General features: G+C 57.2%; 3 protein-coding genes and 5 pseudogenes. 3 read left to right on the top strand and 5 right to left on the bottom strand.

Annotated elements, in window-relative coordinates; translation table 11 throughout:
• Nucleotides 1-281: 281 nt before the first annotated feature.
• Nucleotides 282-1,096 (bottom strand): annotated as a pseudogene (purU, locus tag AC0L3K_RS39190) (formyltetrahydrofolate deformylase).
• Nucleotides 1,097-1,234: 138 nt separating this feature from the next.
• Nucleotides 1,235-3,662: pseudogene (locus AC0L3K_RS39185) on the bottom strand (GcvT family protein).
• A gap of 328 nt (nt 3,663-3,990) precedes the next feature.
• Here AC0L3K_RS39185 and AC0L3K_RS39180 point away from each other — a divergent pair.
• Nucleotides 3,991-4,551, top strand: coding sequence for a helix-turn-helix domain-containing protein (locus AC0L3K_RS39180; protein ID WP_473368067.1), 561 nt, complete (start codon nt 3,991-3,993; stop codon nt 4,549-4,551).
• A 29-nt stretch (nt 4,552-4,580) separates the two neighbouring features.
• Here AC0L3K_RS39180 and AC0L3K_RS39175 read toward each other — a convergent pair.
• Nucleotides 4,581-5,438: pseudogene (locus AC0L3K_RS39175) on the bottom strand (LysR family transcriptional regulator).
• 1,450 nt (nt 5,439-6,888) lie between these two features.
• Between AC0L3K_RS39175 and AC0L3K_RS39170 the strand changes: the two are divergent.
• Nucleotides 6,889-7,869: a TauD/TfdA dioxygenase family protein gene (locus AC0L3K_RS39170; RefSeq protein ID WP_473368066.1), complete on the top strand. Its 981-nt coding sequence runs from the start codon at nt 6,889-6,891 to the stop codon at nt 7,867-7,869.
• Between the two features lie 984 nt (nt 7,870-8,853).
• On the opposite strand, the pseudogene AC0L3K_RS39165 reads toward AC0L3K_RS39170, so the two are convergent.
• Nucleotides 8,854-10,061, bottom strand: a pseudogene (locus AC0L3K_RS39165) (diaminopropionate ammonia-lyase).
• Nucleotides 10,062-10,961: 900 nt separating this feature from the next.
• Between AC0L3K_RS39165 and AC0L3K_RS39160 the strand changes: the two are divergent.
• Nucleotides 10,962-11,801: a transporter substrate-binding domain-containing protein gene (locus tag AC0L3K_RS39160; RefSeq protein WP_473368065.1), complete on the top strand. Its 840-nt coding sequence runs from the start codon at nt 10,962-10,964 to the stop codon at nt 11,799-11,801.
• A 1,116-nt stretch (nt 11,802-12,917) separates the two neighbouring features.
• Here the strand turns inward: AC0L3K_RS39160 and AC0L3K_RS39155 are convergent.
• Nucleotides 12,918-13,497 (bottom strand): annotated as a pseudogene (locus AC0L3K_RS39155) (transposase family protein); the annotation flags it as partial.

Here is a 13,497-nt window from a genome sequence, read left to right as displayed (position 1 = left end):
TTGGGTGGCCGCTTTCGATCGGAATCGCTGGCCGCCTTCCGTCGGAATCGGTGGCCGCTTTGCCTCGGATTCCGCAAAGAGAGGGCTTGATTTGCGAAATAGGAGCGGGTGTGGTGGCTTGGGCAGCTAACCCGGATCTCACCCCTTACGCTTGAGCGCAATGATCTCGTGATTCCCTACTGGCAGAGCTGAAGAAGCGGCATACGTTTACGAAGCACGCGCCTGAAGACCGTTGTGCCTACGGCTGCTCATTAACAGTTGATGGTCTACGTCCGCGATGTTCATCGAAAGATCACCGTGCGGTCGCCATTCACAAAAATCCGTTTTTCTGTATGCAGCTTGACGGCCCGCGCCAAAACAGCGGCTTCCACGTCTCTTCCGATTGCCGAAAGATCGTCTGGGGCGAGCGAATGGTCCACCCGGAGCACATCTTGCTCAATGATCGGCCCTTCATCCAAGTCTGCTGTGACGTAGTGAGCCGTCGCCCCAATCAACTTAACCCCTCGTGAGTGGGCTTGATGATAGGGTCTGGCGCCTTTGAAGCTCGGAAGGAACGAGTGGTGGATATTTATAATCTTGCCGCACATCTTTTGGCAGAGATTGTTCGACAACACTTGCATGTACCGTGCCAAGACAATGAGGTCGATCCGCTCCTGCTCAACGAGTTCGAGGAGCTTTGCCTCTCGTGCGGACTTTGTATCCGCACTAATGGGATATAATGAAATGGAATGTCATAGGATGCGGCTAGCCGGTAGAAGTCCCGGTGATTCGAGACGATCAAGGGGATTGCAACCGCAAGAGTGCCGGTTGCGTAGCGGAACAGCAGGTCGTTTAGACAGTGTCCGGCTTTCGATACCATGACCAAAAGTCGAGGCTTCGCATTGCAGTCATGGAATTCCCAGCTCATGCCAAACGATGCGCCGACTTGGGAGAATTCCGACTGGATGCGCTCAAGCGAGATGCCGGCCGCATCAAATGACACACGCATAAAAAGCCTTCCAACACTGCTGTCCGAGAACTGAGCACTGTCGCGGATATTGCAGCCGTGTGCGGTGAGAAAGCCCGATACGGCGTGGACTATCCCAATGCGATCCATGCAGGAGAACGTCAGTATGAAATCGGGGCGCTGGTCGCGAACCTTTGGACGTGCGTCGGCGAGGGACCTCTGCGTTTCGGCATGAACGGTGCAAAGCTCGGGAACAGCGCTTGTTGTGCACATGACAGTTTAGCTCTTCTAGGAGGCTGCGGCCGAGACGACAGTACTCTGCTCAATATCCTTTACGCGATTGCTGGTGGGATCATAAAACGGGCGTAGCGATGCCTGTGCGGGAATGCGCAGCCCGGCAACCTCGACCTCGAAGCGCCCGCTCTTCAGGAAGGATGCATCGACAATGCTATTCGAGTTGTCAATAAAGCCTAATCCCAAGCAAGTCCCGATCGTGTGTCCGAACATACCTGACGTGATACGGCCAACAAGCCGTCCGTCGTGCCAGATTGGCTCGTTTTGGTAGATCAGCACGCTTGGATCCTTCAGCGCGATGTGGATCATTTTTCGGCGCGGCCCCGCCTCCCTCTGCCGAAGCAGTCTCGCCCGATGAATCCTTGCGGCTTGGACCACGCCACTGCAAAGCCGAGACCGGCTTCCAGCGGAGTGTCTTCGTCCGTGACGTCGTGTCCCCAATGACGGTATCCCTTCTCCATGCGAAGAGAGTTCATGGCATGATAGCCGGCGAGACGCATGTTGAATCCATCGCCTTCTTCGAGAAGACAATCGTAGACGCCCTGCACGAACTCGGTTGGGATGTACAACTCCCAACCGAGTTCGCCGACGTAAGTAATGCGACTCGCCCTGACCTTGGCATAGCCGAGATCAATGAGTTGAGAAGTCGCGAACGGAAATGCCTGGTTTGAAAGATCAGCATCCGTCAGCTTGTTGAGGAGCTGCCTGGATTGCGGACCCATGACACCCAGCACGGCGTAGGCAGAGCTAACATCCATCGCGATGGCGTGGGCGCCCTCGGGAATGTGACGTGTCAGCCAGGCAAAGTCCCTGACTTGCGTTGCCGCCGCCGTTACAATGAGGAAACGCCTCGGGCCTTCCCGGGTAATTGTGAGATCTGCTTCAATGCCGCCTCTGTCGTTAAGCCATTGCGTATAGACCATGCGGCCGATCGGCACCGAGATGTTGTTGGAAGATATTCTGTTCAGGATGGATTCTGCGTCATCTCCTTCGAGGATGAACTTCGCAAAAGAGGATTGATCAAATAGCCCAACGCCTTCTCGTACAGCCCTATGTTCCGCGGCTGAGTATTCGAACCAATTCTGACGGCCATAACTATATTGGTACTTTGCCTCTTGCCCTGCGGCGCGAACCAGTTCGGCCGCTCCCAGCCCGCGAACTCTCCAAAGCACGCTCCTCGCGCAAGCAGGCGATCATGCAAAGCCAAACGGCGAACTCCTCTTGCAGTCTCGGGCTGCCGAAAGGGCCAATGCATGGCATACAACAGGCCGAGCGCCTCGACAGTGCGATCCCTTAGATATCGCCGATTCGACTGGAACGGCATGACCCGTCGGACGTCGACGTCCCAAAGATCCATTGGCGGATAACCGTCGACAATCCAGTCGGCCAGTACCTTACCTGCTCCGCCGGCTGAGCGAATCCCGATCGAGTTGAAGCCCGCAGCTACGAATAGATTCCGCACTTCAGGCGTTTCGCCCAGCATGTAACGGTCATCAGGCGTGAAGCTTTCCGGGCCGTTGAAGAACAACTGAATCCCCGCTTTTGCCAAGATCGGCACACGACGAATTGCCCCCTCGAGCAAGGGTTCAATATGCTCGAGGTCATTTGGCAGAGTGTCGAACTCAAAAGTCTCGGGGATTCCCTGCATACCCCAGGGTTTCGCGATGGGCTCAAACCATCCGACCAGCAGCTTACCGGCGTCTTCCTTGAAGTAGGTACAGGCATCGGCATCGCGCAATACGGGAAGGTGCTTTCTGATCTCAGGAAGCGGTTCAGTCACGATGTAGAAGTGCTCGGCTGCGTGAAGAGGGATCGTCGTTCCGGCTTTCGCGCCAAGCTCCCTCGCCCACATGCCAGCACAATTCACGACGAATTCAGCTTCTATTTCACCATTTTTCGTGCGCACCCCCTTGGCACGGCCGTTTTTGATGAGAATGTCGGTAACTTCAGTATTTTCGATTATCTTCGCGCCGCGAGCCTTCGCTCCCCTCGCCAAAGCCTGCGTCGTATCGACGGGATTGGTCTGTCCATCTTTTGGGAGATGAACCGCGCCGACGAGATCTTCAGTCGCCATCAAAGGCCAAAGATCGCCCGCTTCTTTTGCCGACATGACGTTGACCTCCAAGCCGAAGCATCGGGCCATGGAGGCGCCGCGACGGAGCTCTTCGAACCGTTCACGGTTGTCGGCGATTGCGAGCGATCCAATCTGCCGGTATCCGGTATTTTGTCCCGTTTCGCTCTCGAGCTCGCAGTAAAGCTCTGTCGTGTATTGAGCCAATCGCGTGAGATTCTGCGTTGCACCCAGTTGTCCAACGAGGCCCGCGGCGTGCCAAGTGGTTCCGGACGTAAGTTGCTATCGTTCGAGCAGAACAACGTTCTTCCAACCGCGAAGGGTCAGATGATAGGCCAAACTGCAGCCCATTACCCCACCACCAATGATGATGACCTGAGCCGACTTTGGAAGTTCCGTCACAGCTTATCTCCACTCGTTCGTGAAATTATCGCATTTTTTTTCATATCTGTGAATAATGTTTTTCACGATTGAGGTGTTTTTTTCCCAGGATGTCACATCTATAAAGAGTCCACGACATATGGCGCGCCCGAGCTCGGTCTGCTGTGAGATATCTTTCGCACGGGATATCGGGCGGGGCTTCTTCGTGCCCCATTGCTGTAAAGGTCGAAAGGACTCGATGGCTATTAGGTCGATACGCGCGGCTGACGAATGGGCAGCCAGGGGCTCCGCGGGCAACATGGACTCTGACGCCGCTGTGGGCGGGCAGATCCGTGAACTACGCAAAATCAAGAAGCTGACCTTGATCCAGCTTGCTCAAGCGGCCGGGATCTCGGTCGGCTATTTGAGCCAAATTGAGAGAAATCAATCCAAGCTGCCGATTGGAGTTTTGAAGAAACTCAGCGACGTTCTCGGGGTCCATATGAACTGGTTCTTCAACGGCAATTTGCAGACTACCGCCGATGAAAGGGAGACCATCGTTCGCAAAGCGCACCGGCGCCGCCTGACGTTTACGGGGTTGGGAATCGCTGAAGAGCTACTGTCTCCCAATCTCGCCGGTCCGCTCGAGTTGCTTCTGAGCACGATCGAGCCAGGCGCCGATAGTGGCGAGTACAGTCATGACGGCAATGAAGCGGGAATTTTAATCGCTGGCCGGTTGGACCTGTGGGTGGATGGAAAGCGTTTGGAGCTTGAGGAGAGCGATAGCTTTTCGTTTAACAGCAACTCGCAACATCGCTGCGCAAACCCGGGAACGGTGCCGGCAAAAGTGGTCTGGGTAATCACGCCGCCGCACTATTAGTGAGTACCATTCGTGTTCGAGCAAGCCGCTCAATCCATCTCGAGGTGGATCCTCGCAGCTTTGACTGAACTTGTGATGAAGCGGCGCACCTCCTGAACACGGCGGGTCTCATGCGTGTCGGAATGCGACGTGAGCCAGTAGCTTCTGACAAAACCGCACCTCCGGAAGCAGGCGCCGCAGTTCAGGATAAGTTCGGGCTGCATAATCGTGCAGAATGCCGATCCCATGGCCGCTGCGCACGGCCTCGATCTGGGCAACGACCGTGCCGCACTCGTAACGGCGCGGCATCACGCGGCTAAACGCGGAGGCATAGTGCCCGGCTGTAACAAAGTCTTCCACGTGTGTGACGAACAACCTTCCGGCCAAATCAGACTGATTTTCGATTTTGCCTTCGCGCGACAAATAGCTCTGCGCCGCATAGACGCCCAACGTGTAGTCGGTCAACTTGGAGACGATCAGCCGCCCCTGTTTTGGCTCGTCGAGGATGATTGCAATATCCGCCTCGCGCCGCGGCAATGAAAACGTGCGGGGAAGCGGGACGAGGCCGCCAGCGCTCCGAGCCGGCTCGCCAAAAAATAGTTCCCCAATCCGTCTGGCGCTCCGACGCGCACCGTGCCCGCAATTTTTTAGGCAGCACTGTTGATGCTCGCACCGACCTTGAGAAACTCACTCTCCGCACGTTATGCTGCAGCCGCCAGCGCCTCGCCGGCCAATGTGAGCGTGCAACCTGAAATGCTGCGTTTTATCAACTTTGCGCCAAGACCCTTCTCCAACGCGCTAAGTTGGCGGGCAAGCCTCGCATGGTTGAGACGCAACCGCTTTGAGGCTTTCCGGATCTCCCCGGCACGCGCGACTTCCAGGAAGATCCGAACCCGTTCCCAATCCATTAACAACACTTTCTGCACGCCCGAGCGGAGCGCGAAGACGGCGACCAGTACGTGAACTTCATTGCTTCATATCAGCGGAGATCAAGTTTGTATAAACGAGCGCAGCCTCATGTTCCGAGTCCCGTGGAGTACTCGAAAGCTAAATAGCATGACTTCGCCACCTTCAAATCTGAGATGGACGAAAAGCTAAGCAGGGCTTCGGTTAGCACAGCGTCTAAGGCGCATTGTTGCAAGAAGGTGAGAAAGCAGGCTGGCCGCTTGGCCGCAAGGCTATTTAGGCCGACTTGACGTTCTGCGGAATCGCTCCGGCATGAGTTCCCGCCCAACCCTCTATGGTGATGGCCGTCCGATGACCGTCTCGAGTCTTTCGGCGATGTGGCAGTTGGATTGATGTCGTTGAGCCTGGAGGCGGCGACGATCCCCGCGAGCAGGGCCTTATTCCGCGACGACTTCAATGACCGGTGACGAGCGATTTCTTTCTGGTCAGGCGAACTGACCGGATGGTGTTCTCGGTCAGGTCCGGGTCAAGCTCGACGTGCCGTCTTCGGGAAAGCGGGTCAACCCTTCTCCGTCTCGACCGGCTAGCGGATTGCTCCGCCACTGGAGATCCTCGATCGTAACTCTGCCAGTGCGACGCTCCACCTTGAGCGCCTCTTCGGGTAGAGCTCCGGGCGATCCGAGCTCTCTGAGGCTCCGAACGTACTCGGCACCCCGCGGCCCTTCAAGCACCTCCAACCAGCCGACCGGGCCGCACCGATGCTCCCTCCAACACCTCTGTCCACGCCGAAGGCATTGTAATTCTGAAGCAAGGCAACCGCGCGCGCTTTCGCACGAGTCAAGACCAAGTCTTCATCACAGCTTATCTGTCGGAAGCTGGCAAGTCCGGAGCAGCACGCCCGAGCTGCCGCATCGACGCGCTTCCTCAGACCTACCGAGGCGTCTGCAAACGCTTCAAGTCATTCTTGAAGTTGTCATGGTCTCTCCGGCGATCACGCCGGCCATCTGACAACCTCGCAAGCCTGCTGCTTGAGTGACAGTAATGTGAAACAGAACCGGCAATCTAATACATTGTTTGGACTTACGACAGGCGTGCGCCAGCTTACACTAGCCGTTCGCCTCGACACACGAATACGTTGCTTCAGGGACAGAACGCTGCGCTACTCTCATCGCGATTATGTACCGTTGCGACGCGCGATACCGCGGCTCCGGGCCACCATCAACGCGTACATTCCCTGGCTTGCGCCTACCGAGAAGCGATCATTCCTTGCCATCCAGAATAACGTTGGTTTCGTTTCATTGATTATACATCGAACGCTCGTATCATTTACCGCATGCGGCGAGATCGTTCATTTCGCGCGATTGAACACGATTACGTCCCGGACTCCGATCTCGCCTTTTGCAGCCGTCGCGTTCGCGACCACGGCGTGCGCTGGTTCAGGGGATCGCGGCTATGAAAGTGACCATGACAAACTCAGCAGCCTTGCAGAAGGTAATTCCTTACACGGACATCATCAGGCGCGGGATTTGCCTTGGCGTCGAGGTGCGCAACATCTCATTATCGGATGATCTGTCAGACGAAGCTATCCGCGCGATAAACTACTTGCTGCTCGAGCATAAGGTACTCTTCTTCCGCGATCAGCAGTCGCTTAATGAAGTCGAACATGAGCGCCTTGTCGTCCGGCTAGGTGTTCTGGCCTCAGATGATAAGCTCAGTACGACCAAGTCGATGCGGTCGCTTCTGACGCTAGCGGGCGGCAGCGGTCGTCGCGCAGACCATTGGCGGCATATCGCGGTTACATTTGGTAACTATCCAAGGCTCTCCCTCCTGCGCAACCTGATAAATCCGCTCTACGGGATCGATACCGTTTGGTCGGATATGGCGGGTGCATATCGAGCACTTCCGCTATCCTTGCGTATGCTCACCGATCAGCTCTGGACAGTTCACAACACGGTCCATAGCTATGGCCCAAAAGCGCACGGTGCCGAGGCATCCGAACAGTATTTGGCAAGCGTCTTTACCACTACCATCTCTGAGAGCGAGCATCCGGCCGTTCTCGTGCACCCAGAAACAGGCGAGCGCGTCCTCGCAATAGGGAGCTCGATACAGGGTTTCGTTGGCCTTCATAAATATACCGGCCACAAGCTCCTTGCTCTACTACACTCACATATGACGGCGTCAGAAAACACGGTGAGATGGAGTTGGATCCCCGGTGACGTCGCGATTTGGGACAGCGGCGCGGCCCAATATCACGAAGTGACGGGCGATACCGATCGTGATCACTTTCAACACGACGCACCGATCAATTCAACCAATTACGACGCGCCACTCAGCATCGACTCCCATCGACGCGATCAACGCCTGCCAACGTCGCGGGCGTTTAAGGCTCGTAAAGCCGGCAGCGAGCTCCGCACTCGGAGCTCGCCCTGGTGACATAGATCCCTCCCGCAGCCAGATGCTTTCCCCCGTATGGCGCGCGGGAGCAGGCCACTCGACAATTCGTCTTTGCCCTTCGCTGCACATTGCACGATCTTTTCGACAGAACCGCATTCGTCTTCACGCCCCCGACGCATCCAGTCGACGCGTCTTACATGGGGGTCTTAGCGCAGGACTCCTAGCGATTCCAATCGTTAGGCCTACAACAATCGTAGCCTTGATGCGTTACAGTCCCTCTGGACGGCCATGACCGCAGTAATTGAACAGCTTGTGCTGGTGGAGACTAGTCGAGGTCGGCGCTGGTCGGATGACGAAAAGCTGCGGATTGTTAGCGAGAGCTTCAAAGCGCTTATATTATCGACCGCACGGTGCGGTGGCTCATCGCATTGGTCGTTGATGACATGGCCTCCGCACGTTCGGGCGTTCGGGTTCGTGCCCATCAACCCTCAAAGCAAACACGCTGGCTTTGCGCGGATTGTTCCGGCCGCGGACGCCTCGCCTGCGGTTGCTGCCACATCGACCAGCGGGCGAGTGATCGTCGTTGGTAACAATCGTCGAGAGATTGTCGGCTGCAGCGTCGATGCGGCGGCACTGACGCGGGCGCCGCAGGTTCTCCAGCGTCAATGGTCCGATCCTCTTCAAGTGCACGGATCTGGATTGCGACCGGCTACACCGACGTGCGCAAGCGCCTGCAGCGCTTGTCATTGCTGTTGCGGGAAAGCATAGGTCGTGGGGAGCGCGCACGCAGTCGACGTCACGCTCGACGAGGTCAAGACCAAGGCCGAGACCGACTTCCCGCATCGCGCTGAACACGAAGTCTTCACGAGGTGGGCACTCGATGGGGTCGGCGCGTCCCGAAGAGCCGGATCAACTCACATCCTGCAAGGCCAGCGAGGTGCTTCTCCGGCACGCGATCGACGTCGCACGACGCTGACCACCGGAATCGTGCGGCGTCGATACCGTCTTGCTTTGCTTGGAGTATTAACCGGCGCTTTCCGAATTGGCACCGGTCACACTCGCCGGCGTCGCACCGACCAGCTTCTCGTATTGCCCGGGATCGGTCGCGCCTTCGGTGTTGATCAGGAATATCCGTGCATCTGGGCCAAGACAAATTGCGGCCCGCAAGGCGGGATTGGACGCCGCCCTCAGCAGAGCTGCGAGACCGACGCCGCCACTTTCGCCTGCGACAACTGCGAGGTCTCCGTCGGCTGGATTTGCCAGACGTTTCATCGCGTTGACTGCTTCCTCGTCCTCGACAGTCATGAAAGCGTCTGCCGCGCGCGAAAGAATACGCCAAGCGATAAGCGACGGCTCATAGCATTCAAGCATTGCCATGACCGTCGATTGGCCATGCGCGACCTTTACAGCTCTTCCGACTCGTGCGCTTTCCAACAGACATGCTGCACGCGACGGTTCCACAACGGTGAAGAAAGGTCGGTCACGACCTAATAGTACCCATAAGTGCCCGGCAACGGCGGCGGAGATGCCGCCGACACCTGATTGAATAAAGACGTGAGTGGGAGGCTCCGGCAATTGACGCAGGGCCTCGCTAAGTAGGGCAGTGTACCCCTGCATTACCACCCTCGGGACCTGCTCGTAGCCAGGCCACGAGGTATCGGATACCAGAGTCCAACTCTTTTCCACAGCAACTCGGCTTGCCTGTGCAACCGAGTCGTCATACTTGCCTTCTACTTGCACGATCTCCGCACCAAACCGGGCGATGGCGGCAACCCGCTAGCCGCTCACGCCTGAATGAACGAAGATGGCACATCGTGCGCCAACAAGTTGCGCGCCGTAAGCAACCGATCGGCCATGGTTGCCATCCGTCGCGCAGGTGAACGTCATACTTGCTGCAACCGACCTCACTCCAGGCTTGTACAAGTCGCATACGTCGACGTCCCGACCGAATTGCCGACTTGCTTTCCCGAGTACCAGACGGATCACCGCATAAGAGCCACCCAAGGCCTTAAAGCTACCCAACCCGAGGCGATGCCCTTCGTCCTTGAGATGAACCGAACTAACTCCGATCTCACGAGCAAGGCCCGGTAAGGACACGAGAGGCGTTTCCTTGTGTCCCTCGCGATAGCTCAGAAATCGTTCGACCTCGCGAGCGGCCGCGAGGCTCAACATCTCGGCGTCTGACAAGCCTAAAGGACAGCGATATCGGTGTGCTCGTTGAGGAGAAACATGCTTCGGTTGTGTCACTCGTGGAGGGATCTAAGGGAGGCCATTCGCAATAATCTATATTTCGATCGGCCAAATCAAGATCTCCCGGCGCCGCGGCCTAGCATTAGCTTGATTCAGCCCTACTCTTACCCGGGCGGCCGATACGCTGCTGGCGCTGACCTGGATCTCCTCAACTCAGCCGCGAAAGCGGCCAATTCACGGCGCGCTCACATCAGCTTGCAATGCGGCTACTCCAAACACACTTCAGCTTGCTAACCTTCATGATTGGCTTGCCACGCGTGCAACTATAGCGATGAAATCGTGCAACAATGCCGTTTTAGAGCCGAATTTCCTCTTCGAGTTCGCACATTTGCGCAGCAATAGCTCTCGAGGAGTGCTTACACTAGAGACTAAGCACGGTCGATCTTAGCGATTGCGTTGGGATTACCACAAATGCGCCGATAACCAGCTCAGTCGGCACGCCGGCAGAAGAGAGAACATGGGCAACCGTCTTTACCAACTCCGTATTGGCTCTCATTACGGCTTATCGGATTAACAAGCGCGACCCGCAGCAAAATCGTGAGCTGCATACAACATTCAAGCGATTGGGGTGCTCGCTCGCCGCGCTTCGGCCCCAACGCCGACGAGCACGAGCCTAGAAATTGTTTAGAATTCGCAGAACTTCGCGGGTGCGGATCAAAAAGCTGTTCGGAGTTGTCTGCTGACGTACGCGATCGCGCCTAACCCAGAAATGCGTGGAGCTTAGCGCCGTTTCTTCGGGCGCTATGGCTCTAGAACAACAGCGGATCATGGCAAGACGCCGTAACGAGCCACCACAGAGCACTCCACGGCATGCGGGCTCGATGGCTTGTCGGATTGCGGTTCGCCAGACACTTTCCGGTGCACTAAAGAAGGGAAATAAGATGTCCTCACAGTTTATCCGTCGTGTAGTTATCAGCGCTGTTGCGGCCATAATTGGCGTGATGGGCAATGACGCGTATGCCCAAAGCGCAAAAAAGGCTATTAATGCCATGGCGCTGACTACCTATCCGCCGTTCGAATTCAAAGATCAAAGCACCGGGAAGTTAGCGGGCTTCAATGTTGATGTTTTGGAAGCGATGGCGACGAAAATTGGAGCGGAGGTCAGTTGGACCGAGACAAGTTACGCTCTCATGATCAGCTTTGCACCGCTGAACACAAAGCGCGCGGACGTCCTTTTGGGCACAATGGGTGATACGCCCGAACGAAGGGCCAACGCGAACTTCCTAGATTACGTGTATTCAAATCAGATATTCTACACTTTAAGCACAAGAGCGGAGGGCTTCACGAACCTTGAGGCGTTATGCGGTAAGCACGTAGCGGCGACACGCTCCAGCCTTATCGAGATTCAGGGAATTGAGAAATGGAGCGAGGAGAATTGCGTCAAGAACGGCAAGCCGGCGGTCGAGGTGTTACCGAGTGAGAATACGGCCCAAAGCCGACTTTTGGTACAGCAGGGCCGCGCCGATGCCGCTATCACCGGTGAAGGCGTCATCGCATATCAGAACAAGCTGGAGGGGAACCAGTACGCAGTCATCAGCAAACCCGTCGTCAAGCTGCTGACCGGTTTCGCTTTCGCGAAAGATAACCTCCAGCTCGGTGAACAGCTTGAGCAGGCGCTGGCTGGGGTTATCGCCGATGGCACCTATGGGCAGCTGCTGCGCAAGTGGGGCCTGACGGATCAGGCCAGCATTGGGCAACCAATGATCAATGGTAGGCCCTGATCGGCCGTGGATTGCGGAGGAGCAACGGCTATAGTGGGACAATCTGCTGGGAAAGCCGTATTGCCGCATGCAGCGCTTTCCCCGATAGACCTCCTTCTTCAGCTATTTTTCTCCTCAGTGAGGGAGCAAGGAGGCCCGTCGCGCGAGTGGTGGCATCTGAAGCGCGCCGATGTCGCGCTCAGTTCTCGGCCGAGTGCTTTCAAAAATGCCGGTGATCGGCCGCGCCAAGGCCGCCAGTCACCGATGCGATGGCGCAACGCGCCAGCCGTGAGCACGGTCGATCACCGATTTGGTGCTTTCTCCAGTAGCGGCGGAATTTCGCGGATGTGACGATCACGTCGCCTTGTGCCGTTTTCTAAGGACCAAACACCAGTGCGCTCGTGATCGGGTGCGCCAGAAGCTTGGAGAGGACGTTGGCTGCTGGTCTCCGCCACGCCTCCGTCTCGAAGCATCCGCTCAGCCTGTGGCGTCCCCCTTGGTCAAACTGATCACGGCGCTACGCTCTCGCTTCGGCTCGCAATTCCTGTTGATCATGCGGCATTCGCAAGCCGCAAGCTCAACAACAGCCGTTCGATCTTATCGACGGCGTAGGCCCCAGGTTTACCGTCTGAGCAATCCAGGTCCTCTTTGTACAACCTGATCAGGTCGATGAGGTTTTCGCTTCCGGATCCGGTGAACCCCTGGACCGGTGTTCTCCGAGGCATAGACGCAGATAGCGCCGTCCTAGCATTTCAATGGCGAGGTCCCACACCCACTTCTCATCTGCACCGGGGTCCTCCGCGACGTTGGCAATAGTAATGCCGTGATGGACCATATTGACGTGGGTCGTGCGGTCTGACCGGAGAGCGTTGACGCTGGCGTCGAAACTCCTGACCAGTAGATCGCCGGGCCCATCGGCGGTGGCTTTACACGGTCGCCGTGCGTCCATGGTCAGAGCCGCAGAACAGACAGGACCTGGTTCCCAGAACGAGGTCTCGCAAGCCCGCATCCATGGACGAGTACCGCGGCCAGTCTAGCCTAACATGTTCAATTGGCATGGATCAGCCAGTCGGACCTCGGGCGCGTCGATCGGGGACCGTAAGGCCGCGATGCGGGCGGACCCTTTCTAGTCGTCCGTTAAGAAGCCGAATTGAGCGGGAGCGGACAGGCAAGCGTATGCGATAGCTGGATCAGGAAGAGGCACAAGAGTTCTCTGAGCCAGGCGAGGATACGGCGGAAGTTGTGGCCGACTGCTGAGAGCACGACGTTGGCGGCGTCGCCGGCGCGGCCTTTGAGATAGCAGCGGCCAAGGTGACCTTCGGCCTTCAGATGTCCGATGATGGGCTCGATGGCGGAGCGGCGCCGGAGCTCGCGCTTGATGGCGCCGAACACGCCGCGCTTCTGGCCCGAAATGAAGACGCGACGGGGATTTTGCGTGTCGTGGCCGCGATATCCCTTGTCGACATAGGCCCGCTCGATCGGACAGCCGGTGAGCGCCTCGGTGCGGTCGATGACGTTCCGCAGGGTATGACCGTCGTAGGGATTATCGGGCAGCGACCTGGCGTGCAGTACGAACAGGCCACCGGGCGCCCGGGGCGTGCCTTCTCGCCAGGCGGTTGAGCCCCTTGATAGCCGCATGAAGCAGCTTGGCATCGGTCGGAAAGGTGATGGCCTTCGGCTGCACCGTGGTGTCGACGGTGACGCGCTTGAGGTCCTG

The sequence above is a fragment of the Bradyrhizobium sp. MI1.10 genome, assembly GCF_055811035.1.
Note: the sequence above shows the minus strand (reverse complement) of the source record. Positions and strands in the feature narration are given on the sequence as shown.